The organism is Thalassobacillus sp. CUG 92003, assembly GCF_013618635.1.
Classification (GTDB): Bacteria; Bacillota; Bacilli; order Bacillales; family Halobacillaceae; genus CUG-92003.
In genome coordinates this window covers 26,239-50,598 of sequence record NZ_JABLSJ010000011.1, presented here as the reverse complement: position 1 = coordinate 50,598, position 24,360 = coordinate 26,239, and the positions used below count along the sequence as shown (strand labels likewise).

Below are 24,360 nucleotides of genomic sequence, written 5' to 3'. Positions count from 1 at the left end.
AACATTTAGTCTGTCCTTAAAAAATTAGTCCAATAACCGGTTGTTTTCGTCTACTTCTAACACCGTGGAGAATTGTTCTTCTCCCATTATACCGCTCCCCCCACAAATTCTGCACATATAAAACCATTCCTCATCATCCCTTAGCATCCCGAATCCGTCACAGGCTTTACACACTTTCGTCCGATCGACCATAGCTGTCACCATCCTCACTCGTACTGTTTTATCGTTAGTATGGATAGGTGATGATACTTATATGTAAAGAAAAACATGTTGGACTTGAAACTCGTGATATTAGGGAGTGAGAAAAATGTACTCCAGATGTAGGAAAATCGATGTGATTTAGATTGAATTCAGTTATGTTGTTTGAAATCATTATTATATTAAACTAATGTTTATGGTGACGGAAATGTTTTTCTTTCTGTGAAAGAGAGGTGCCACATGAACACGTTTACACGTTTTTTTGATATGTATCAGGATATTTGGCACAATGGCGATGTATTGACCATGAAGGACATCGTATCCACCGATTTAGTTTCTAGAGAAGTTTATAACTCTCACGTGTATGATCACGGATTTGGGCATATGATTGCAAGCTGGGATTATATTTTCAACTTTTTTGCAGATAAAAATGTAGAATGGGAATTCGAGGTTGAGAAGCATATATCCCTTCGTCAAGATGAAGTCATGAGTGTGTTTTGGCTCACAATGTTGATAGAAGGTCAAAAATCCGACTCAACTCAGTTATTCGTTCAGACTTTTCACAAAGACAAGTCAACCGATAAATGGCAACTTATCCGCAACTACACCGAAACCTCCTTGCCAGAAACCCATGAGCCGATTAACGTACCTGATTGACCTACTTCCAATGACGTACCTAATGACGTACCTGGTACAAAAGCATGAAAACAAAAAGAGCCTGGTGTTTCTTGTTCGAACAAGAAACACCAGGCTCTTTTGAAATAGCGTGTTTTGTACCAGGTACGCTTATTTTTTTCGGTAGACGACGGTGCTGTAGACTTGTTTGCTTGCAGTAGGTTCGATGTGCGTTTTTGCGCTATTAACAGCGGTCATAGCCTCCGAGTAACCTGAGGCGATTAGTGTAGTTTTATTGGGATAATTTACGGCATCCCCAGCTGCGAAGACACCTTCCTCACTCGTCTCCATGTTGTTTTTGACGGTAAGTCTATTTTTATCTGTGTCTAATCCCCAGTCTTCAAACGGGGCTTTTTCCATCTTCAGTCCTTCGTAAACAAGGATATGATCGATTTTAAGACTTCTTGAAGTGTCTTCTTGCTGGTGATACACCTCCGCCTGTGTTAGCTGCTGTCCGCTTCCGGTTAAGCTTGTTACAGAGGATTGCGTTGACACTTCAACAGTAGATTGTTGGAGGGCTGTTAGATCTGCATCTGAGACGTGTTGAAACGTATCTCCTTTGTTGATGAGATACACTTTTTCGGCTCGGCTTTCTAACGCTAACGCCCAATCTATGCCTATTCGACCGCTAGAAACGACCATGACGGTTTTGTTAGAAAATTGATCCATGTGATTGATGGTGTAGTGAATGGAGTGGTTTTCATATTCCGTACGTTCTTCAACATTTAACGGTACCATGTCGAAGGTTCCAAAGCCAGTGGCTAGCAGCACAGTCTTGGAGTAGTGAGTCTGATTATCAGAAGTTCGAATTGCAAACGTTCCATCCGCCTGCTTTTGAAGAGATGTGACGTAAACGCCGGTTACAAGTTCAGGGTGGACACTGAGAGCCTGGTCTTTCATTTGTTCAACGAGCTCTTCGCCCATCACGCCTGGGATGCCACCTACGTCATAAATCATTTTCTCCGGATAAAAGAAGGAGACTTTGCCTCCTATGTCTGAATGGTATTCCAATATTTTGGTCTTCATATCTCGCATGCCGGCGTAATAAGCACCGAACAACCCCGTCGTTCCGCCGCCGATAATCGTCAAGTCATATAAATCTTGCTCATTATCCATACCTGAAGCTCCTTTGCATATAAGTACCTGAGAACGTTATCAATATATAGCATTTAATTAAAAATGATAATCATTATCAACAAAGCAATTATATAGGATGAGCCTAAATAATTCAAGTGACTTTTGTGCGTACCTTTTTATGCGTACCTGGTACGAAATGATAAGAATGAAAAGAGCCGGGTGTTCCTTGTTCGTACAAGGAACACCCGGCTCTTTTGAGATGTTGGTTTTTGTACTAGGTACAAAAACCAATAAACTAATCGTTGCTGGTTTGCTTGCCAAAGTATAGGAGTCCTAGGAGAAGTCCTAGTATTACCATGATGAAGGAGAAAATCAGGAATGGGACAGGTCCGAATGTATGAATAAGCGGCACTGATAGGGCGGTTACTAACCCTCCTCCTAAAAATGGCTCGTAAATTAATTGTTTGTACCCGAAGGATTCGAGTGCTGGAGTTTCAGACTCAGGGTCTACAATCCTCATGAGCAACAGTCCTGTTGCGGTAATTCCCATGGATTGGCCAAAATCAGCAATGCCCCGTTCAAACCAATATCTCGGTATCATTTTTTTGGCGAAGAGTTTGAATCCTAACAAGTTCCATAATACGCCGCCTGCTGCAAGCAGGAGAAATGGAACAAAGTATTCGCCGATGACAGCCAGTGAAATGGTTGCTATTGCTGTGACGATTAGTATATCAAGGGAGAGGCCTTGAACGCGCATAATCATTTGCCGGTCGATGGTATTGAACCGATCGAATTTATCCAGTACTAGTTGAAGGAGTATACCCCCCACCATTGCAAGTGGAAACAAAGGGATGTACCTCATGATATAGGTATCAGTCCATGTTCCCCACGTAATGGCTTCGATCCCCATCAGTCCTTGCTGGATGGCGTAACCAATAAGGATGGCGACGCCGATCATGGCAAAATGAAAGGACAGGGGTTCAATGGATTCTTGCCGGAGGGTCATGGTCCCGGCGGTTTCGCGGTTTTCAAATTCACGGATGCCAAGTTTTTGTAAATCAGTAAATTTGCTTTGGCTTTGTTCAATAGCCGTTTCGTTTTTACGAATGGCGATATTTATTAATACGATACCGAAGATAACTCCAGACAATACACCTATTGTGGCAAGGGCAATTGCCAGGTCATATGCCTCTGGAAACCCGAGTTCTTCAAATGTGCCTTGCATCCCTGCAGCTGTTCCATGACCACCTTCAAAGCCAATCTCAATTAACGCACCAGCCATGGGTGGTATGTCATAGATAGGGGTGAGAATTAATAAAGCAATTAAAATACCAATAACATATTGCCCCCAGCCAAGGGTCCACCCGAATGCAAGTTGAGGACCGCCGTTATTCCATATCTTTTTTGGTGATGGAGTGGTTTTTCCTAGGAAAAGCGAAGCGAAAATAACATTGATCATAAGTCCAGGTAGCGTTTCCCATACGGAGGTAATATCATCCGTTACCAGTCCAGTCGCCCAAAAAGAATTTTCGCCCGTTATAGGGGTTAATGCATTACCAAGAACTTGTGGGCCCAAAAGTAATGCCGCAAAGCCGCCAATTATGGAGCTTGGTAAAAATAGTGATTGAAATAGCTTTACTTTGACACGAATCAATTTCCCTATAATCAGGAAGACGCCCATAGCAAGTAAACTAAAACCGATTGCTTCCGCAGACACAGTGCCGAACCTCCTTTAAACTCGTTACTTCGATTTTCCCACCATCCCCAATACGTAAACTCAGAGAGAGCGCCCCTGAGCGTACCTGGTACAAATTGGTTGATTTAAAAAGAGCCGGGTGTTCCATGTACGTATATGAAACACCCGGCTCTTTTAGAAAATTGGATTTTGTACCAGGTACGCTAAGAGGGTGTGTGCGAGCAGAATAGTGGATGTTGGGTGAGGGTGTTTTTATAATGAGGGTTACAACATCTATGGTGAAGGAGAGATAGTGTGTTAAAGGTAGCTGCTTTGGTGGGGAGTATCCGCCAAGATTCGTATAATATGAAATTGACCCAATTTATGCAGGAACGGTACAATAGCCAGTTGAACATCGAAATCATCAATATCCGCGATTTGCCCCATTATGATCAAGATATTGAACACGACCTCCCTGTCCAGGTGCAAACATTCAAACAACAGGTGCATGATGTTGACGCTTTCCTGTTGGTGACGCCGGAATTCAATCATTCCATTCCAGGTGTCTTGAAAAATGCTTTGGATTGGCTTTCTAGAGGAGAGCGTGAAATGGCCGGTAAACCCGTTATGATTGCTGGAGCAACGATGGGGATGCTTGGAACGGTACGCGCTCAAATGCATTTGCGCCAAATTTTGAACGCACCGGGTATGGGTGCTAAAGTGATGCCGGGAAATGAAATCCTTGTCGGGGCTGTCCAAGGGAAAATCAATGAAGAGAATAAATTGACCGATCCAAAAACCATTGAATTCATTGATTCAGTTGTGAACCAATTTGTCGTTTGGGCTGATAAAGAGTTAGAATTTTCTCATCAATAACATAGCCTTTTCAAACGTACAGACTAACAGGTCTGTACGTTTTTTAAAGTATAACGTGGAATATTGGGCATTGTAAGCGCTGGGCCCACCCCCTATAATAAAAAATAACTTATACATAAAAGGAGGGAAACCATGCTTACGTTCGTTGAAGACATCATAGGTGAAAAGCGATATATCGTATTAATGATGTCTATTATTGGAATTTTAGCCGTCCTCGGGACACGTATGTCCTTTTTTAACTAAAATTTCAATGATAATGAACGCAGCGTGGCTATTTCCTGAATAACGAACATGACGTCATGGAGCACAGGGATAACACGTTACCTGTGTCTTTTTTTATGTATAAGGAGGACGGAAACGATGGTTTTGAATAAACGGAATATAACAATGATCTATATCTATGTCTTTTTTGCCCAGCTATTTTTTGACCGGGCCTTGTGGGTTATTTACCTCGGGGATAAGGGGCTGAGCTTTGGGGAAATCGGTCTTCTTGAAGCGGTTCTTCATTTGGCGATTGTCTTATTTGAAGTGCCGACGGGTATGATTGCTGATTTATATGGACGAAAAGTGAGCTTGCTGTTAGGGAATATTTTCAGTATCGCTTATGGCACCTTCATGCTGGTAAGTGATGCTTTCTCCATGTTTACGCTGGCCTTTATGTCGATGGGACTGATTATTACTTTCCAATCCGGGGCTGAACAAGCACTGGCTTACGATACGTTGAAAGAGGAGAAACGAGAGAAGGATTTCACACGTATTTTTGGCAGCATGACCGCGATCGGGCTATTATCCCTTAGCCTGGCCAAGTTTCTCGGGGGAATGATGGCTGAAATCAGCTGGGTGTGGGTTTATGGTTCGATGATCCTTACTCATGTCCTTGCGTTAGTACCGCTTTTCCTTATCAAAGAACCTCACCGTGAGCCTGATCAAACGTTACAAGGGCGCTGGTATCATCAATGGGTGACCCAGTTCAAACAAGGGTTGGCTATTTGGACGTCTAATCCTGTTATTCACATCCCCGTTACGCTGTTTGTGTTAGCGGGCGCCGTTATGGTGATTATTACTTTTTACGGGCAGGAATATTTCGTTCAGTTAGGCTATTCTCAGGTGACGGTCGGGGCTATTTTCACGATCGAAGGCCTGCTGGGGGCTCTCATGGCCAAACTTGCTTATAGACTAGAAGCCAAATTTAAATTCTTTCGAATGCTGTATTACGGGTTTGCGTTATATGTGCTGTTCTTTATATTGTTCATTTTCGCGTTCGATTGGGCGATCTTGCTATCGTTTCTTATTCTGGCGCAACTCTTAAGCATCTTTGAGCCTATCTTTTCTAACTTTGTCCAGAATCTTTTGACGAGTCACGTCCGTTCCACATTCTTTTCCATGGTCAGCCTGACTGAAAGCTTTGCGATCATGATTGGTTTTCCGTTGTTTGGGTTTGCGATTGAAAAGGTTGGCTTTTATCACGGTTTTCTAGGCCTTTTGGTTATTTTTCTAACGCTGTCTGGAAGCCTTTTATGGTTTTACCGAAAATAGAACACTAATGTGCACGATGGCCTTGTGAAAAATAAAGCAGTAACTTTCGCACTTTATAAGAAAGTTACTGCTTTTTATATGGCTCACCGGGGTTGCGCCACTAATCCATTGTGCACTTTAATATACCCGTGACGTAATATGTCAAAGCCGTTATCGTACATATATTTGCCCATCTGTTCCACGGTCATTAACTCACGATACGTATGATTCATGACGTCGGCCATGATGTGGTAATACAGTTTCGACTTCATTTGAGCGCGCGGAGTCGTCATGACCACATAACCGCCTGGCTTCAAAAAACGTCGGTGCCAATCGGCTACTTCATGTTTGTACTCGTCAGGAAAATGCTCGAGCAGCCCGACCGAAAGCACAATATCAAACGTGGGACCGTAATCCAGATTGCGAATGTCATCCACTACGTACTCTATGTCAAAGTCATCTTTATAATAGACTTTGGGCTGACCTGTGCTCGGGTTCTCGCCTAAGAACGGGTAGCTTTCCGGAAACTCCTGGAAACGGGTAGTTTTGCAATAGGCATCATAGTCGACGAGCACGACTTCAGCGCCAGGGTACATGGCAGCCAGTTGCATCGCTTCATAACCTTCCGCTGCCCCAAGAAATAAAATACGCGGCTTGTTGATATCAAGTCCTTCAAAGAGGGCGCGCTTGCCTCTCGGGTCCCAAATGCCGTCTTGAATGCGGTGGACATAATTCCATAGCTGGATTTGTACGACATCATGAAGGGCTTCTTTAATCTGGCCGGGTTTAAAGCGTTTGATGCTGGTTAAAAAGTTCTGCTTGGCAACTTGTTGTTCCAACGGTACGTCTTTTGAAAACCACTCATGAAAGGCTTGATTAAAATATGTCCAGGAGGTATGAGGATCCATTTCAGTTTGATTCTGTTTCTCCCAATTCAAGCGATCTTTTGAATATGTTTTTACTTCATAAGGCTTGCCGATATCCTCCCAACTGAGCTGAGACCAATCACGTACGGTATTCAACGTGACAAATTTGTTGTAATTTTTTTCGGAGAGTTGGCGCAAATCTACACGATAGTGCTTTAATTGATCTGAGGTACCGATGTCCTCTTCGGTGTAAGGTTTTTCGCTGGGCGTGCGCATCGTTTGTTCACGTAACAAGCTTACCACCCCTATTGTCTGAATTTTCCTATAATTATACCGAAACATGCAACCGTTTACAAAAAATAGTTCATCTCTCGCTAAAAAAATTCCTCCGTGTAACCTTCTTAAATCGAGTTTCGACCAATAAATTGTATAAGGTAGTTTAAAACATAATACTAAATTGAAGCCCAATTTATCGAACAAGGAGAGACCACTATGTTGATGAACAAATCGAGATATGGCGGCGTCCTCAGCACAGTCAAAACCAAGGACTATCATGTGACGATGCATACAACACATTCGAGTTATCAACCGTTTATTAACCAAATTGAAATTAAAATAAAAAACTTAGGTTCGCCTTATCTGTATTTTGATCAAAAGTACCGTCTCGAAAAATATGTTTATGGTACCTGGTACAAGATCCCGTTTTATCGAGATGTAGAATTAACGAAACGTGAGGTATCGGTCCCTGAAGGCGAGAGCTGCAGGCAGACAATAGATTTGCATATACTTGATCATCCTTTTGATGAAGGGACTTATCGTGTTATGAAACGGATTAGTACGGAACGTTCCCACTCCTCAAAAGAGGTCATGGTCGCTGCTCGGTTCTATATTACAACCGAACATTAAAAACATGTCCTCCCGTATGGCTTGATGAGGTTTCATGAGCACTAGAGTGTGAAATGAACATCATAAAGCCTGACGCAAAAAAGGAGGACGTAGCATGGCACCTATAAAAGCGGTCATTCTGAATGGTTCATTGAAAACGAGCGATGAAACGTCTAATACAGACGCGTTAACCCGTGAAATTACAAATCTATTTGATCATGAAGGTGTAAAGCATGAAACAATTCGCTTGGCTGATTACCATCTGAAGTTTGGGATTAGCGCTGACCTTGGTGAAGGTGATGAATGGCCAAGCATATTTGAAAAGGTGAAGGAAGCCGATATCGTGATGATCGGCACGCCCGTTTGGCTTGGCGAAAAAAGCAGCGTAACAGCTTTAGCGATTGAACGATTGTATGGAGGCGCGAGCCTGACCAATGATAAAGGGCAGTCTGTTTATTACAATAAAGTAGGCGGGGTTGTTGTGACCGGGAACGAAGATGGGGCCAAAAATGCAGCACGTTCCATTTTATATGCCTTATCCCATCTTGGCTTTGTTATCCCGCCGAATGTGGATACCTACTGGGTTGGAGAAGCTGGCCCTGGGCCGTCCTTTATTGAAGCGAATGGAATAGAAAATGACTTTACCCGTCACCATGTGACGATGCAGGCCTATAACTTGATTCATCTTGCGAAACGATTGAAAGAAAATCCTATTCCAGCAGAAGGTAACTTCATAGAAGATTAAGAGACCGGGGGCTTTGAAAGAGCTCCCGGTTTTATTGTGCAGCCGTAAATAATACGAAAAATTTCGACATTCTTGTTATAATAACAGGAAGAAACCCTTTCAATAGCGAAATAGAATGATATGGTCTATACCAATGTCTGTTGTTTTTCAACTTAGAAAGGAGGCTGACATCTTGGAATGGATAGAAGAATTGAAATCGTTTATCCCGGAAGAGCAAATAAAGACGACGTTAGCTGATCGTCACAGTTACAGCTACGACGGTTCATTTGGGGAATATTTGCCTGATGCTGTCGTCCAAGTCAAACAAAAAGAAGAAGTCGCAGCAGTATTAAAGCTAGCGAATATGTATCATATCCCCGTTAATCCGAGGGGACAGGCTACGTGTTTAAGCGGGGGGCCACTTCCTGTCCATGGCGGGATCTCACTTGATTTATCTCAATGGCCACAACACGTCGAGGTTTTCCCTGATGATTTAATTGCGGTGACATCGCCAAGCACGCGTACCGGAAAAATCAATGAAGCTGCAGAGGCTTATGGTTTAATGTACCCCCCTGATCCGAGCAGTGCTCACGTTGCTACAATTGGAGGGAATCTGGCTGAAAACTCGGGCGGGCCCCGAGGTTTGAAGTATGGCGTGACGAAGGATTTTGTTATCGGTCTTGAGTTGGTTACGCCGGAAGGGGAAATCATTCGGACAGGCGGCAGGACGATTAAAAATGTAACAGGTTTTGATTTAACGAAGCTGGTGGTTGGGTCTGAAGGGACGCTGGGCGTCATTACGGAAGCCACGCTCAAGTTATTACCGAAACCGCCTGCTGTGCAAACGCTGATGGTCGTGTTTGATGACGTTCGAACGGCCGGAGCGGCCATATCCAAGACGTTAACGTCAGGGATCTTACCTTCAAAAATGGAATTTATGGATCAAGCGTGCATCCAGGCGGTGGAAAATTTTCAGCCTGCTGGCTTGCCGGTAGATGCAGATGCGATTGTCATCATTGAATTAGATGGCCATCCCGAAACAATCGCAATCGAAACAGAACGGGTACAGGATATTATGGAAAACATCGGAGCGGTGAAATCTACCATTCCTGAGACCGAAGCTGAAGCGGCTAAGATTTGGCACGCCCGCAAACAAGTATCTCCTGCTATAGCAAAAATCAAACCGACTAAGGTTTCCGAGGATGCGACGGTTCCACGCAGTAAAATCCCTGATCTGATGGACCGCCTCGATGTGATCAAGGAAAAGCACAACGTTGAGATTGTCGTATTCGGACACGCAGGCGATGGCAATTTACACCCCAACGTCCTTTGCGATAAACGTGATCAGGAAGAAATGCGCAGGGTGGAGCTTGCTGTTGAAGACATGTTTGAAGCGGCCATCGAGTTGGGTGGGACGCTGTCTGGTGAACATGGAATCGGGACGATGAAAGCGCCGTTTATGGAAATGGAACTGGGCGAAGTCGGTCTTGATTTGATGAAGCGGATCAAAGACAGCTGGGACCCGAATGGTATTATGAATCCTGGCAAAGTCTTTCCGGAAAAAGGGCAGAAGCTGGTGTTACGTAATGAGTGATTTGCAAGCGCTTCAAAAGAAAGTGAATTATGACAAAACGTTTGACTGTGTGCAATGTGGCTACTGTTTACCGGCTTGTCCCACTTATGAAACGATGGAAACTGAAACCCACTCGCCGCGGGGGCGGATTAATCTCGTCAAAATGGTTGCAGAAGGTAAAGCGGCGATAAGTGATTTGAAGGAGCCGATCGAAAAATGCTTAGGCTGCATGGCATGTGTTACCGTTTGTCCGACCAATGTTCAATACGGCCAAATCCTTGAGGGCGCCAAAGAAGCTATTGAAGATGATGAAGTGAAGACGAAACGTCAGGAGAAAGTGGAACAGTTTTTGTTTGGCTCGTTTTTTCCTTCCTCGCGCTGGATGGATCGCCTCGGGAATGCGACATGGCTCTATCAGGCGTCTGGGCTTCAACGGGCAGCCCGAAAAATGCACCTGACGTCAATGGCACCGCTCAATTTGGATCAGTTTGAACAAGTACTGCCAGCGATGCCGCGTCCCAAGCAGCGTAAGCATCGCAAAACACACATAAAGCCAGCGGAATCACCCAAGGCGACCATCGCCTTTTTTAAAGGCTGTGTGATGGACAGCATGTTTTTTGACACCAATGAGCGTACCTTGGAATTATTACGGCTATCAGGAGCAGAGGTCATGATCGAAGAAGAACAAACATGTTGCGGAGCATTGCACGCTCATGATGGCAAAGCCGATATGGCTCGCGAGTTAGCGAAACAAAACATTCAGGCTTTTGAACGTATCCAGGCCGATTATATTGTGAATAACGCAGGAGGATGCGGTGCGAAACTGGTTGAATACGACCATTTCTTTGAGGAAGGGTCAGAATGGCACAACCGTGCGAAACAATTCGTCGCCAAGGTGAAGGATATATCGGAGGTTTTAGTAGAGCTCGACGGATTAACATTCACTACACCTGTTAACAAAACCGTAACGTATCAACCGTCGTGTCACATGACGAATGTGCAGCGGGTCACGGAGCCGCCTCGCGAGCTCATGAACCGAATTCCGGGCATGACGCTGCAGGAATTGGACCGTCCCAGCTTTTGCTGCGGATCAGCTGGCATCTATAATATCGTGAACTATGAAGATTCCATGGAGGTACTCGATATCAAAATGAGAGATGTCCGCAAGGTGAATCCGCACGTGATCGTCACTACGAATCCCGGTTGTTTACTACAAATGAAGTTGGGCATAGAACGAGACGGCGACAGTGATAGAATGGAAGCGGTCCACCTTGTCGATTTGTTGGCCGAAGCAGGTCCTGCGCCGAAATAACGCTGAAAGCTGCCTTAATTGAGAGGCAGCTTTTTCTTATTTATTAATAAAAATGAAGCCTTACCTTCTATCAATGAATAGCCGAATCCTCTTTTTTAAGGAAGATAACCAATCAAAACTTCCTGCTTATTCATATAGTGAACTATAAACCTTGCTATGGTGCAGAAGGGAAGTGAGCAGGGTGAAGAGGTCAAATGGAATGACCAAGAAGATATTAATTATGGGAGCCTCTATGCCCCTCCCCAGGCCGGCAATAAAGGTCGCATCTACGTACCCTGCTTTGTTACAAAAAACGCTTCCTCATATCAAGGTGACAAATACCGCCAAGTATTCTCAATCAATCAAAAGGATCTATCAAACGCTGCCTTCCCAGTTGTCATCATATCAGCCTGATATCGTCATTATGCACGTAGGTTTAGCAGACTGTTGGCCGCGAGAGAAATTTAATGGAAAATCTAGACTCGACGTGGCAAGTTTCACTGACTACTATGAAAAAATCATCAAATTGATTCAAGCCAGTGATATACCCTTAATTATTGTAGGCATTTCTCCCACTTCTAAAAAAATGAATCGAAAGCATCCAAACGTGCTGAAACAGATCACTCTTTTTAATCGTGTGCTTAAGAAAGACGCCGATCAAAATAAAATTTTCTTTATAGATATGTCAACGTATATCCACAGTAACGCACCAAATAAATATCTTCTGCCTGATGATCAGCATTTTAATAAAGCGGGTCATATACTCATGAGTAAACTGATTAGAGAGCTTCTGAATAATCATCATTTCTTTTCGGAGAGTGGTTCGTAAAGGTGCTATAATCGACAGAAAGGCAATGTTGATAAGCATCTATTTTTGTGCGCGTTTAAGGTCTTCGGTCATTTGTTCTACTAATTCAGGTCTCCCGTGATATTGGGCGGGTGTGTTTTGGAAAAGTTCGATCTCCCAATTGTTGTTTCTTAGCACGGCAACAAGGGTTTGATGGGCATTTAGCTCGGGGTTAATATCTGAAGAACCGGGCGGTACCATCCCTGCTATCGCATGCAAAATCGCTGCGTCATCTCCTAGCTTGCGGACTTTCGTAATTTTAGTCAAAAAGGGAGGGGTAGCATTATTGGAAAAGATAGCCTCCAAATGTGAATGGATTTCGTTTTTTCCTGTCAGTGTACTGCCGTCAAAGCCGATCTGAACGCCTTCATCCGAAAAATGGCTAGCCATGCCAGCAGCGTCTCGCTCATTCCAGGCCTTTATAAGCTGATGATAAAGAGATTGAATCACTTCATCCGTATTTCTACTCATAGTTTTTCTCCTTTCAACATTCGGGTTCTATGATACGCTGACATGCAGCAACGGTAATTTTCGATACTGAAAAACTGTGGAGGGGATCTCGCCAATTCGTCGGGCTCCCATTTTAAGGTAGAAAGATTCAGCATAGGGGTCGCTATCTATCGTGAAGTGCTGTAAACCGTATTTAGCTGCTGTCTCGATTATATGCTGCCATAAAGAGCGACCGATCCCCTCACCTATATGGTCAGGGTTTACGTATAAGAAGTCCAGTTTCTCGTCCTCAAGCAATAAACTATAGAAACCATATACTTCCTCTCCATAATTCATCACATAGACCGGGTTTTGTTTAATATAGGCATGGGTGATCGTCAAATTTTCTTTGCAAGCTGCTAGAAACGCATGATCATAGCCCCAATGACCCTTCGACCGGTGAGCCAATTCACTAAGCCCGTGGGCGTCCTGGGGGCGTGCTTGTTTTATACGTGGTTGGTTCATGTGTTCACTATCCCTCCTAGCGTTTTTATTCTAGGAAATAGGATACATTTCCTTTATTTATAGGCTCTCACAATATAAAATACATAATTAACATACGAGTAACCATTTCTATCAATCAGCCCGCTATTTGAATTACGCTTTTATTCAAGGATGAACTGACTTTTTGTTGATTGGGGGTGAATGAGTTTGCCGAAGCGCCGATTGAAACTGAGCACGATTATTATATTATTTGTCTGTCTTGTCGTCTTAATTTCATTGCTGACAACTGATCTATTAATTACGGATACAACGAGCGAAAACATAGAAAACCAATTAGAAGAAAAGGCCTTGATCGTCTCACGGACTGTTGCGGAATCTCAAACGGTCAAACAAGGTTTGCAGACTGATGGGAAAAATGGCCGTATCCAGGAATACGCCATGACGATTCAAGACTCCGCTGATGTCTTGTTCGTTGTCGTCATGGACATGCAGGGCATTCGGCATTCGCACCCCGATCCCAGCAGGATTGGCCGTCATTTTGTCGGAGGCGATGAAAGCCGGGCCCTTCAGGGGGAAACGTATACATCTCGGTCTACTGGAACATTGGGAAAGTCATTGCGTGCGTTTGCACCGGTATATGATGAAGAGGACAACCAAATTGGTGCTGTGTCCGTCGGGATTTCCTTGCAAGCGGTGGAGTCCTCTATTCAGCAAAATCACCGTCGGATCATCATTGGTTCGCTCATCGGTGTGTTGGTTGGCATTGTGGGTGCATTTTTATTAGCGAACTATATAAAAAGGAGCTTATTCGGTTTGGAACCGCATGCTATCGCTCGTATCCATGAAGAACGGAATCAGATGCTTCATTCCGTGCGTGAAGGGATTATAGCCATTGACAGCAATGGTTTCATTGTCCTCGTAAATAAGTCGGCTCGGGAGATTTTCCGTAAGGCGGGGCTCCATGGCCAGGAACCTATCGGGATGAAAATCAATGATTTTTTACCCGGAACCATGCTTGACCAGGTCTTAAGCAAAAAGGAATCTGACTTAGATGAGGAGCAGACGATTAATGGGGTATCTATTATCACGAACCGTGTGCCCCTCGTTGTGAACGAGGAAGTTGTGGGAGCTATTGCGACATTCAGAGATAAAACCGAAGTGAATCAGCTGGCTGAACAATTGACGGGTGTGCAAATGTATGCCGATACGCTGCGTGCCCAGTCCCATGAATTTATGAACCAATTACATGTCCTTCAGGGCTTGGTCAAAATGGAGGACTATGATCACGTGCATCAGTTTATCAGTAAGCTTGTGAACCACCAGGCTCATGAAGTCGGGACAGTCACAAGGCAGATAAAAGACCCGGCCTTTGCTGGTTTTATTATCGGAAAATTGAGCTTTGCACGGGAAGCGAATGTAGAACTGACGCTTGATTGTGAAACGGAAGTTCCCCAACCAGCCAACCCTGAGGTTACCCATGAACTGATTACGATTTTAGGAAATGTAATTGATAATGCTATTGACAGTGTAGGTGAACGACAACAAAAGCGCGTTCATCTAACGTTTTCCTATATAGATGAATTACTGAGCGTAACCATAAGCGATACAGGAAAAGGAATCCCTGAAGAAATTCAGGAGGACATTTACACCAAAGGCATTTCAACTAAAGAAGGGGAGCATCGCGGGTTCGGGCTGTATTTAGCCAAACGGAGCATCGACCAACTCGATGGTTCGCTCGAAATCAAATCAACATCTGCGCAAGGCACAACGATCGTTATGATTATTCCTTATCAAGCAGGAGGTGAGATGGATGATTAACGTACTAATTGTGGAAGATGACCCGATGGTCGCTCAGTTAAATCAGCGATATGTTGAAAAAATGCATGAGTTTAATATTAGTGGAATAGCCGAAAATACGGATGAAGCACTTGAATGTATCGCTCATACGGCAATTGATTTGATTCTGCTTGATGTTTATATGCCAGGTCTAAATGGGATTGAATTTCTTGGACGGATCCGGGAGCAGAATCAGGATATCGATGTTATCTTAATAACTGCTGCCTCTGATGTGGAGAAAATTCAACAATCGTTGAGACTTGGAGCAGTTGATTATTTAATTAAGCCATTCGAATTTGAACGATTCCAACAAGCCCTGCTCTATTACAAAGATAATTATCATACGTTGGCTCAAAAACAGCAGGTTAATCAACATGAACTTGACCAATTATTCAAAAAAGAGAACGGGAATGAAGCAGCTGGAACGGGAGAACACGCTTTACCTAAAGGCTTGACACGTAATACATTGCATATTATCAACACTGTCATTCTTTCAAATCGCACCGCTTTTTCCACTGAAGACGTTGCAGCTGCAGTTAACATCTCGCGCGTATCGGTAAGGAAGTACCTGAAATTTTTGAGCGAGATTGGGTATCTTGAAGAAACGTTAATCTATGGGGTAGGAAGGCCAATCTATCAATACAGTTTGAAAGAGGCTAATCGAAACAGAATAGATCCTTATTTGTAGGTTAGTTGTACAGGGGACCCGGTTTTTGCGAGCCGTCTGCTTGGGATGTTCATTTCCAGGCAGGGGGCATTTTTTGTTGCTTTTTTTAATTACATTACTATCAATAGTTTCACAATGTGTGAATATTCTGTGAACTTATTTATGATAGAAACCAGCCTAATGAAAGCGGTTACCAAACATAAAAAGGAGTGCTGACAGATGGTTCAACCTGCTCAAGAGCTAACGTATGAAAAGCAACAAAACGCTGAAGTCACGGAGTTGAAAAGTGAAAAGAAGCCGATTACGATTTTTGAAATGCCGATCTTGTGGTTTGGAATATTTGGTATAATCACTGTCATTAGTTTATATACGGGTAATTTACCTGGTGGGATGATTGGAAGCTTACTCTTAATGATTGTATTTGGTGAATTGTTAGGATGGATGGGCGATCACACGCCGGTCGTGAAAACATTCCTTGGGGGCGGAGCTATTGTGGCCATTTTCGGAGCGGCCTTTATGGTGTACGCTGGGTGGCTTCCGGATCAACCCGTGACCTCCATGACTGAATTCATGAAGGGAGGCGGCTTTCTTAATTTTTATATTGCAGCCTTGATTACCGGGAGTATTCTGGGAATGAATAAGCAAATCCTTGTGAAAGTGGGTTTGCGTTACTTTTTACCTATATTCGGCGCGGTTGTGGGTGCCATTGCGTTTGCTAGTTTATTAGGTGCCATTGCTGGGTTCTCTTTGCGAGATGCTGTGCTTGTCATCACGATGCCGATCATGGGTGGCGGTATGGGTGCTGGAGCCGTGCCGATGAGTCAAGTCTACTCTGAAATGATGGGTAATGATCCCAGCTATTATATATCAATGCTCGTTCCTGCTCTCGCCTTGGGTAATGTCTTTGCTATCGTATTAGCCAGCATGCTTAATCTCCTCGGCAAAAAAGTACCATCGCTTACAGGGGAAGGACAGTTGATCCAGGGTTTTCACTACCAAGAAGAGAAGCAAACATATGATATTCAAAAAATGGGCATCGGTTTACTCGCCGCGATCACCTTTTTTGCTGTCGGCGGTCTGCTCGGTGACCTTATCCCGCTTCATCCTTATGCTTTAATGATTATCGTCGTCGCAATGGCCAAAATCGCTGATGTCATTCCTAAATCAATCGTTGAAGGAGCAAGTCAGTGGTACAAATTTGTCGCCAACAATTGGACGCTTGCCTTATTATTTGGAATCGGCGTAGCGTACACCGATTTGAACACGGTGCTGGAAGCATTAACAGTGCCTTATATATTGACCGTGTTCGGTGTCGTGTTAGGAGCCATCATAGGGGCCGGACTGCTTGGGAAACTCGTAGGATTTTATCCCATTGAGTCAGCCATCACAGCAGGCTTATGCATGGCCAATATGGGTGGAACTGGCGACGTTGCTGTACTTTCTGCTTCTAGAAGAATGGAGCTAATGCCGTTTGCTCAAATTTCTTCCCGATTAGGGGGAGCGCTTATCTTGCTGCTAGCGGGCATTATCATTCCTCTGTTAACATGAGTTCAATTCGATGCGTTCTAGTGGACTGCTGCCAAGTCGTCTAGGTATGATGGGATTATCTTTTGTAAAGACTCGTTAAATCCCGGTGTTGACCATTCATATATGTACGTTATTTGAAAGACTTGATTTGAAGCCATGGTCTGTTTGAAAAAAGGGGAAAAGTCGGCTAGGCGAGCGATTCCAATCCCCTTTTTGTTACAGACTCGGTCACGCATTCAAGTCTTTCCGTTATTCCCGGTATTATGAAAAAGGAACACCAACGTATAATCTAACTTTTGCGAATGTGGTGAGTGTTATGGACGTTATTTTGATTGTGTTGCCTGCTTTTATTATCTTTGCAATCGGTTATCTAGGCGAGAAAAAAATTGGGTTTGATCGAAAATCGATCTCCACGGCGAGTTTGTATTTGATGTATCCCTTTCTAGCATTTCGAACATTCTACTCGAATGAGGTAACCCTGGATTATCTCTATATTTTGTTGTTCTGCGCATCTCTCATGCTTATTTTGATTTTACTCGTCAACATTATCGCTTACTTCCAAGCTCAGCCGAGGGCCAAATCCTCGGCTCTTGTGCTGTCGAGTGTGTTCATGAACAGTGGAAATTATGGCGTTCCTATCATATTGTTTGCCTACGGAGAAGCAGGGGTGGATTATGCCATCATCATGATGGTGGTCCAGTCCCTCTTAATGAATACGGTGGGATTATACTATGCCGCAAAAGGAAGCAGTAATGCTGATCACACGTTAAAAGAATCACTGGTTACAATCGCACGCATGCCGATCAATCATGCTGTTGTACTTGGCCTGCTCGTCCAGACGTTCCATGTCAACGTTCCGGCGTTTATCATGGAGGCCGTGAACCTCGTAGCAGAAGCGACAATTCCGACGATCATGCTTGTTTTAGGCATGCAGCTGGCGTCACTGAGTAAAGGAGCGGTGCAATGGAAAGATATTACCACCATTTTCACAGTCCGCATGATCGTCTCGCCAATTATAGCTGTAGGCATTACACTCTTATTAGGGCTAAACCCGATGCTTGCAAGCATTTTAATTTTACTCGCTTCAATGCCGACAGCTGCGAATACTACCATGTATTCGCTCCAATTCAATACCGAGCCTCAGCTCGTCTCTTATAGCACGCTCGTTACAACGTTGGCCAGCATGGTGACCGTTCCTCTCATGCTGTGGCTGGTCGGCGCAGTTTCTTAAGTTCTGGCACCGTGGAGAAAAAATGAGCGCTTGGATATGTTAATATCGCAGCGCTCAATTAAAAATATCCAATTTTATGGAAGTTATTCAAATTTTATATATTGGGCTAATTCAACTAAAGACCCCCCCCTTTACTTGAATGCTCAGTTTCGAGACTTTTGTGTATGCGGATGCTGGCTGGGAAAAGCATGGGGGGGGCTTCCTCAGGCTACGCCTTGCGGGATCTCACCGCTCATGTTATTCCCACAGGAGTCTCACCGTTTTCCCATCCACCATACAATCATAAGGTGCTCGAAACGAGCTTCCGTAACAGGAACCTTTGACTGAAAAAGCTTTCATACGCGTGATTGTAAGTGCTATCGGTTCCCTATAGGCAGATGCGCAACCAAGTGATGTCGAGAAGCCTATAGGGCAAGGGCCGTTGGGTAAGGGTGAGACTCCCGCGGGAGAAGGAGCGAGGCAAGACCCCGGAAGGCGAAGCCTGAGGAGGCTTGGCAGTTCCCCCGCAGGAAAGCGAATCCTTCCCCAACGACCCTACTCTCCCACAAACATCTCGAAATCAAGTCATACGTATTGCTCTACTTGATGTTTTTTCTTGAATTAATGGAAAAATATCACTTAAATACCTTTTTGTAACTTTTTGAAAATTACAACGTCCAACTAAATAAAGGAGGGATACTATACATAAATATGTTCTACTTGCTATTTGCTTTCTGCTATTAGCCATCTCAGCTTGTAATAAAAAGGAGGGGGCTGAGGTGCAAGAACCAAATTTAATTACTTCCGGAAAACGTCTGCCACTTTCGTTCGAACAAATGGCCACAGAGCATGACGGGAAAGACTATCTAGTTGAAAGAGTTAACAATAAAGAAGACTATAAAGAAATGTGGAATAAGTTCCAAATGCAAGTCGATTTAATTGACGTTGATATGAAAAATAAAGATGTTTTATTTGTAGGACTTCACGAATCGAGCTCTTGTCCTTATGAAATAAACGATATTCGTTCTAATTACGAAAAGCAAGAGATACTGGTTGACTTTACCGATATAAATAGTAATTGCACATCCGACGCAAGTCCAAGAACCTTTATAATTGGTATTGACAAAAGTAAGTCTAAGAATGTGTCAACTGTTACACTTGTTCATGGAGACCAAAGTGTGCCAATCCCTATTAATAATAAGTAATTATATGGGTGATTTTAACATCAATAATGTTACGTGATAGGTGATATTAATATGTAATATATTTAAGTACGGCTGTCCTGTGGTCATCATGATGGCCGACCTCGTTTATCACTAAAAGTATAGTTAGTCTTCCAAATATGTTAGAATTATTGGAAAATTGGTGGGAGTTAATTAATGGAAAAACTAACGAAATACTTGAAGCCTTTGATGTTGGTGGGATTTTTGCTAATAGCTGCAGGTTGCTCGGACTCCGAAGAGACAGGAAATAGTTCAGATGGAGAGGAAAACACCACTGAACAGGAGAACGAAGGGGAAAATGGTACTGAGGCTGAGGGCAAAACCGAAGAGAACGTTCGAACTGTTCTAGAACATGTGTTTACTGGTCCAAATGAAAGCCACGAAGAATTGTTTTCAGATGACTTTGAAACCAAAGCGGAAAAAATCACCGAGTACAATAAAGAAAATTTCGAGCCATATATGAGCGAAAATTTCTTTGATAGCTTCATAAACACGAATGGTGCGTTGATTTTCTTACAGTCTGCCCACCCTGATTACATAATGGAAGTGGACGAAATCAACCTTGGAGAAGATGAGGGAGATTACAGCTTTATTGTTACGGTAGCTTACACGAATACCGAAAGCGACGAAACGGAAACTATGGACGTAGAAGGCCATATACAAACAAACGAAGACGGCATGCTAACAAGCATCAATTATAAAAACGCCGAAGACCTTAGAAGTGCCATGGGATAATATATCCAACAATCAAAAAAACAGTAGCTCAGAATTAATCTGTTCTACTGGTTTTTTTGGGCATGAATTCGTCATATTTTTTCAAATAAAGCTTGTCCCCTTAGTTGTTTTCCAGAACTAAGAAAGTAACAGCACGTGGGTGAGAGACACAATTCATGGATGGCAATTCTCTAAATACGTGCAACGTTACTTAATAATCGTTGATCCTTGCAGCAGTTCCGGTTTCATGCCTAAAATCAATAAAAACAACTTTGAATCACTAATATTGCGATGCTTGTGCATGATGGCTTTGACTTCGTTAATATCCTGATGATTTTTCAAGGCTTCGACTTCCTGCTGATAAAGGGTGAGGATGGAGTCTCTCACAAATTGCGGGCGATACCCAGGTAGATCCTCTTCATCCATCACGATAGACGCCATATACCCATACTTGATTTGCAGCTGGCGTGTCAGGCTTACCACATGGAGTAACTGTTCGTACAGGTCCTCATGATGCTTTTTTAAATGCTCGAGGTCTTCTTTAGCCTGATATAACTCTTTTAAACTTGCAATTGCGGCCGCCATTATACCTCTACTCCTTTTTCCCACGGTTTTTCTAAACTGATAAGATCTGTCAGCTCTTTACTGTGTTGTCTGCGAATGCGACGCGTTTCTGCCCGATCTTTTCCTGATTCATAGAGGAAGGTCTCTTCTTCCGTTTCTGGAATGATATCGGGGACGTGCATAGGCTGCTTATTTTCATCTAATGCGACAAAGGTGAGAAACGCGGTCGCTGCCATACGCCGTTCCCCGGTTATCATGTCTTCTGCAATCACTTTACAAAATATCTCCATAGACTTTCTCCCGGTGTAAGACACGAATGACTCCACGCAGACAGAATCGCTCTGCTGGATGGGATGTAAGAAGTCTATAGAGTCCGTGGAGGCCGTCACGCATTCCTTGGCTCTGGCGTGACGACGTGCGGACAAGGTGGCATTGTTGTCGAGCTTTTTCATCAACACGCCGCCAAATAGGGTATTATAATTATTTAAATCATTGATCATCACTTGATCAGTATTGACAATCAGACTTTCTCTCGGATGTTTTGTCTCGCTCATAAGAGGATTCCTTTCTTTAATAGAATGACATCCTTAGTGTAAGCCTGGTAAACGGGAAAAGGGAAATGGTTAATGTTCATCTGAACGATAGACACAGTCCATGTAAATGCTTACATCCATGCGTTTAAGGCATAGTTGGAGCGTTAGTCGCCTCTAAAAAATGCACCTCTATTCAGAGATGCTCGTCATCAATCGCTCTTGCGTGAATGTCAGCCATTCTTTCGTCGCGTAGGACAGATAGTGATGTTTTCGCCAAATGAGGGCAAGATCCCATTCAAGCATCGGCTTCACCACTTTGATGGCGTTTACGTCTTCTTTTAACAGCATCGAGACGCTGTAAGGCAAAATGGAAATACCTAAGTTTGAAGCAATCATTTTTCCGATAAAGTTCCATTGGGAACTCTCTGATACAACCTCCGGCAAGAAGCCAGCTTCCTTACAGGCACCCTTAATCCGGTCGTTTAAGGCAAAATCTTTGTTGAACAAAATAAACTGTTCATCTTTCAGTTCTTCGAGTTTGATTTGCTTCCGAGCAGCGAGAGGATGAGAAGGGGGGACGACCACTCTCAACGCTTCTTTCATAAACGAAAAGTAGTGAAATTCCTCTTCCTCTGTCGGTAAAACGGTCACCCCTACGTCCAAATGGTCAGCCTTGATATCTTCCTCAATCCTTTTCGTCCCATTTTCCAGGAGTTGAAACGTGATGCGAGGGTACAGTTGATGGAACTCGCCTAGTATTCGGATAAATTGATCGGCATCCATGATAGGAGGCAGCCCAATGCGAATATGGCCTGTTTGCAAGCCTAACAGGTCATCAAGCTCTGTCTGCAGATTATTAAAAGCTTTATCGATGCTCTGTGCCTGATTCAAAATCACTCGCCCTGCATCGGTTAGTACGAGTTGTTTTCTAGAGCGATCAAAGAGCTCCACGCCAAGCTCTGATTCTAAATTCTTGATCATTTTGCTAATGGTCGGCTGGGTAACAAATAGATGGTCAGCTGCTCGGGTGAAGCTATTGAAACGCGAAACTTCGATAAAATATTGAAGATGTCTGATATCCATGACACTCACCTGTCCTATCTCATGACAAATAATGCGTAACTTCCTCTAGCATACACCATAACGCCTTAATCCATAAAAATGTCCTCACCTAAAATAATTAAGTGAGGAATCGGCTCAGGCTTGCAACCGTTTATTTGTAATAATCTTCGGTCATACGAACTAACATATGGGAGAGGGCGTGCTGTTCTTGTTCTGTCCCATTTTTCCAGAGCTGCTGCAGTAAATGCTCTTCACGATTTCGTGGCTCCTCATGCTTAGCCAGGTAATTTGCGATTTTTTCAGCACTTTGAGCCAACGCTTCTTCACTCATGCCGATTTTCTCAGCTTTACTCACTTTGCTTCCTAAAAAGTCAGCGAACTTGTCAAAGTTCTGCAAAATGTCTTCTTTTTTCTCTTCACTCATGTCTGCGGCTTTTTGTTCCATTTTATTCATTTCTTGCTTGTCACTCATAGGGTTGTGCCTCCTTCATCATTGGTTCACAATACTATTCCCAGATAATGCTATAGTCCAAACGTTGAGGTGGAACTATTGGAGAAGCATTGATATAAGGGATTTTCTATAGAAGAGACGGAATATCTATACGGAAATTTAATGCATCTGCAGATAAAATTCACGTTAGAAAAAGCGTCTTTTATTCTCTCAGTTTCTCATCCATTTCCCTAGGTGTGGCTTCTGTAACATAGGTGCCGGCGATGAAGTCATGGATTGCGCGGTTATCGTGGCGAAACCCAACCATGAAAGCACTGACGATGATTCCGATTCCTAACGTTGCCATATATGCAAGTGACCCGACGATGAGGCGCATCACCATGGTCAGAAAGGTGACGTTGCTTCCATCCGTTTTAACAATGCGGATGCCGACAATTCGTTTGCCAATCATATACCCCTGCCATAAAACCGGAACAGACAGACCATAAAGCAATGAAATGAGATCAAATGGGCTGTAGATCCGATCATTACCAAAGCCAAACACGAGCCCGGTCAAAATGCTCAACGGCAGCCCTATGATCAGTCCGTCTAAGAGCCCCGCTCCTAAACGCTTTAAGAAGCCTACTGAACGATACATCTAATCTCTCCTTTACATTTGCATCGCCAATTATAGAAGTCTTTCATGATATCTTCAAGATTTCGCCAACGTAGTCCACAAACACATTAGGAATACCGTAATGTACAGCAGAAAGATACAGCACATCTTAAAAACCTCACTCTCCAAAAAAGTGAGGTGAATGTAGAATAATATCTTTATGTCTTACGCATGGATATTTTTCATAAATATATATTACAACACCCGCAAGCAGACCTCCCGCCACACAGTAAATTATGCCTGCCCATACAAAATCGTCTGTAAAATAAATGTTGATAGAATCAATTATCCATCTTTGTAAAATAGCCCAAGATGCAACAACACTGAAGAAAAGAATGACGAAAATTTTTCTATTAATATGAACTTTTCTCAGCTCCTCCTACCATATAGTTATTAATAGGTCATCAATTAATGCCGGAGCTCCAAAAAAACAATGACAATTTTAGGTAATGTGACCTATTACCATACAAAGGAAACCTTTTTTGAGATAACGAATTTTTTAATGGACGAAGTTCACATGAGTGAGGAAAACATACGCACGGTTCACAAATTGGAAAAGTTTTGCTATGATTAAGAAAACGTTAGATGTTTTGACAATTAAATCAATCACGAGCTAGGGGTGCCATCTAGATGGCTGAGAGGAAAGCTAATTTTTCTGACCCTTTGAACCTGATCTTGGTTAGAACCAACGAAGGGAAGCTATCGATGCTTAATGTGACGTGTATGGAATAAGTGAATCGAAGCTCACCCTTTTTGGGTGAGCTTTTTTTAATTAGAAGGAGG

General features: G+C 43.3%; 25 protein-coding genes and 1 riboswitch. Of the genes, 14 read left to right on the top strand and 11 right to left on the bottom strand.

What is annotated here, in order from left to right; translation table 11 throughout:
- Positions 1-24 precede the first annotated feature (24 nt).
- Complete coding sequence (locus HOP45_RS15805; RefSeq protein ID WP_181350349.1) at positions 25-192, bottom strand: hypothetical protein; 168 nt, start codon at positions 190-192, stop codon at positions 25-27.
- A 246-nt stretch (positions 193-438) separates the two neighbouring features.
- On the opposite strand from HOP45_RS15805, the gene HOP45_RS15800 reads away from it, so the two are divergent.
- Positions 439-855, top strand: a complete 417-nt coding sequence (locus HOP45_RS15800; protein WP_181350348.1) for a hypothetical protein — start codon at positions 439-441, stop codon at positions 853-855.
- Positions 856-984: 129 nt separating this feature from the next.
- Here HOP45_RS15800 and HOP45_RS15795 read toward each other — a convergent pair whose 3' ends face one another.
- Together HOP45_RS15795 and HOP45_RS15790 are read right to left on the bottom strand one after the other, a co-directional pair.
- Entirely contained in the window at positions 985-1,989 is a 1,005-nt protein-coding gene (locus HOP45_RS15795; protein ID WP_181350347.1) for an NAD(P)/FAD-dependent oxidoreductase, read from the bottom strand.
- A 256-nt stretch (positions 1,990-2,245) separates the two neighbouring features.
- Positions 2,246-3,667: a sodium/glutamate symporter gene (locus HOP45_RS15790; RefSeq protein ID WP_181350346.1), complete on the bottom strand. Its 1,422-nt coding sequence runs from the start codon at positions 3,665-3,667 to the stop codon at positions 2,246-2,248.
- Between the two features lie 273 nt (positions 3,668-3,940).
- Here HOP45_RS15790 and HOP45_RS15785 point away from each other — a divergent pair, with 273 nt between their 5' ends.
- Both HOP45_RS15785 and HOP45_RS15780 read left to right on the top strand, forming a co-directional pair.
- Positions 3,941-4,501, top strand: a complete 561-nt coding sequence (locus HOP45_RS15785) for an NADPH-dependent FMN reductase (protein ID WP_181350345.1) — start codon at positions 3,941-3,943, stop codon at positions 4,499-4,501.
- Positions 4,502-4,861: 360 nt separating this feature from the next.
- Positions 4,862-6,037 carry an MFS transporter gene (locus HOP45_RS15780; protein ID WP_181350344.1) on the top strand — a complete coding sequence of 392 codons (1,176 nt, stop codon included), beginning with the start codon at positions 4,862-4,864 and terminating at the stop codon, positions 6,035-6,037.
- A gap of 83 nt (positions 6,038-6,120) precedes the next feature.
- On the opposite strand, the gene HOP45_RS15775 is transcribed toward HOP45_RS15780, so the two are convergent.
- Entirely contained in the window at positions 6,121-7,176 is a 1,056-nt protein-coding gene (locus HOP45_RS15775) for a class I SAM-dependent methyltransferase (protein WP_255437703.1), read from the bottom strand.
- Between the two features lie 198 nt (positions 7,177-7,374).
- Here HOP45_RS15775 and HOP45_RS15770 point away from each other — a divergent pair, with 198 nt between their 5' ends.
- The 5 genes from HOP45_RS15770 (at position 7,375) to HOP45_RS15750 (ending at position 12,184) form a co-directional block, all read left to right on the top strand.
- Positions 7,375-7,788 (top strand): immunoglobulin-like domain-containing protein, encoded by a 414-nt coding sequence (locus tag HOP45_RS15770; RefSeq protein ID WP_181350343.1) that lies wholly within the window; start codon positions 7,375-7,377, stop codon positions 7,786-7,788.
- Positions 7,789-7,882: 94 nt separating this feature from the next.
- Positions 7,883-8,512 (top strand): flavodoxin family protein, encoded by a 630-nt coding sequence (locus tag HOP45_RS15765; protein ID WP_219914655.1) that lies wholly within the window; start codon positions 7,883-7,885, stop codon positions 8,510-8,512.
- A 133-nt stretch (positions 8,513-8,645) separates the two neighbouring features.
- Positions 8,646-10,085: an FAD-binding oxidoreductase gene (locus HOP45_RS15760; RefSeq protein WP_181350342.1), complete on the top strand. Its 1,440-nt coding sequence runs from the start codon at positions 8,646-8,648 to the stop codon at positions 10,083-10,085.
- On the top strand, positions 10,078-11,376 hold the full coding sequence (locus HOP45_RS15755) for a (Fe-S)-binding protein (protein WP_181350341.1): 1,299 nt from the start codon (positions 10,078-10,080) through the stop codon (positions 11,374-11,376). The genes HOP45_RS15760 and HOP45_RS15755 overlap by 8 nt, the downstream gene beginning before the upstream one ends.
- A 199-nt stretch (positions 11,377-11,575) precedes the next feature.
- A complete protein-coding gene (locus HOP45_RS15750; protein ID WP_181350340.1) occupies positions 11,576-12,184 on the top strand; it encodes an SGNH/GDSL hydrolase family protein in 609 nt (202 codons plus the stop codon).
- 39 nt (positions 12,185-12,223) lie between these two features.
- On the opposite strand, the gene HOP45_RS15745 is transcribed toward HOP45_RS15750, so the two are convergent.
- Positions 12,224-12,673, bottom strand: coding sequence for an SgcJ/EcaC family oxidoreductase (locus HOP45_RS15745; protein ID WP_181350339.1), 450 nt, complete (start codon positions 12,671-12,673; stop codon positions 12,224-12,226).
- Between the two features lie 27 nt (positions 12,674-12,700).
- Positions 12,701-13,156 carry a GNAT family N-acetyltransferase gene (locus HOP45_RS15740; protein ID WP_181350338.1) on the bottom strand — a complete coding sequence of 152 codons (456 nt, stop codon included), beginning with the start codon at positions 13,154-13,156 and terminating at the stop codon, positions 12,701-12,703.
- Positions 13,157-13,342: 186 nt separating this feature from the next.
- Between HOP45_RS15740 and dcuS the strand changes: the two genes are divergently transcribed.
- The 6 genes from dcuS to HOP45_RS15710 all read left to right on the top strand — a co-directional run bounded on the left by dcuS (position 13,343) and on the right by HOP45_RS15710 (position 20,333).
- Positions 13,343-14,953, top strand: a complete 1,611-nt coding sequence (gene dcuS, locus HOP45_RS15735; protein ID WP_181350337.1) for a DcuS/MalK family sensor histidine kinase — start codon at positions 13,343-13,345, stop codon at positions 14,951-14,953.
- On the top strand, positions 14,946-15,659 hold the full coding sequence (locus HOP45_RS15730) for a response regulator (protein WP_181350336.1): 714 nt from the start codon (positions 14,946-14,948) through the stop codon (positions 15,657-15,659). Before dcuS ends, HOP45_RS15730 begins: the two co-directional genes overlap by 8 nt.
- A gap of 198 nt (positions 15,660-15,857) precedes the next feature.
- Positions 15,858-17,186 (top strand): 2-hydroxycarboxylate transporter family protein, encoded by a 1,329-nt coding sequence (locus HOP45_RS15725; RefSeq protein ID WP_181350335.1) that lies wholly within the window; start codon positions 15,858-15,860, stop codon positions 17,184-17,186.
- A 295-nt stretch (positions 17,187-17,481) separates the two neighbouring features.
- A complete protein-coding gene (locus tag HOP45_RS15720) occupies positions 17,482-18,396 on the top strand; it encodes an AEC family transporter (RefSeq protein ID WP_181350334.1) in 915 nt (304 codons plus the stop codon).
- A 758-nt stretch (positions 18,397-19,154) separates the two neighbouring features.
- A complete protein-coding gene (locus tag HOP45_RS15715) occupies positions 19,155-19,580 on the top strand; it encodes a hypothetical protein (RefSeq protein ID WP_181350333.1) in 426 nt (141 codons plus the stop codon).
- A gap of 174 nt (positions 19,581-19,754) precedes the next feature.
- Positions 19,755-20,333 carry a hypothetical protein gene (locus HOP45_RS15710; RefSeq protein WP_181350332.1) on the top strand — a complete coding sequence of 193 codons (579 nt, stop codon included), beginning with the start codon at positions 19,755-19,757 and terminating at the stop codon, positions 20,331-20,333.
- Positions 20,334-20,519: 186 nt separating this feature from the next.
- Here the strand turns inward: HOP45_RS15710 and HOP45_RS15705 are convergent, their stop codons facing one another.
- From HOP45_RS15705 to HOP45_RS15685, 5 genes are all read right to left on the bottom strand, one after another.
- Positions 20,520-20,897: a hypothetical protein gene (locus HOP45_RS15705; protein WP_181350331.1), complete on the bottom strand. Its 378-nt coding sequence runs from the start codon at positions 20,895-20,897 to the stop codon at positions 20,520-20,522.
- The gene (locus HOP45_RS15700) at positions 20,897-21,430 is read right to left on the bottom strand and encodes an acyl-CoA thioesterase (protein ID WP_181350330.1); all 534 of its coding nucleotides are present in this window, start codon (positions 21,428-21,430) and stop codon (positions 20,897-20,899) included. Before HOP45_RS15700 ends, HOP45_RS15705 begins: the two co-directional genes overlap by 1 nt.
- 168 nt (positions 21,431-21,598) lie before the next feature.
- Positions 21,599-22,492 carry a cidABC operon transcriptional activator CidR gene (gene cidR, locus HOP45_RS15695; RefSeq protein ID WP_181350329.1) on the bottom strand — a complete coding sequence of 298 codons (894 nt, stop codon included), beginning with the start codon at positions 22,490-22,492 and terminating at the stop codon, positions 21,599-21,601.
- Positions 22,493-22,622: 130 nt separating this feature from the next.
- Entirely contained in the window at positions 22,623-22,943 is a 321-nt protein-coding gene (locus tag HOP45_RS15690) for a DUF3243 domain-containing protein (protein WP_181350328.1), read from the bottom strand.
- 181 nt (positions 22,944-23,124) lie between these two features.
- The gene (locus HOP45_RS15685; RefSeq protein ID WP_181350327.1) at positions 23,125-23,559 is read right to left on the bottom strand and encodes an RDD family protein; all 435 of its coding nucleotides are present in this window, start codon (positions 23,557-23,559) and stop codon (positions 23,125-23,127) included.
- Between the two features lie 623 nt (positions 23,560-24,182).
- A riboswitch (TPP riboswitch) is annotated at positions 24,183-24,291 on the top strand.
- Positions 24,292-24,360 lie beyond the last annotated feature (69 nt).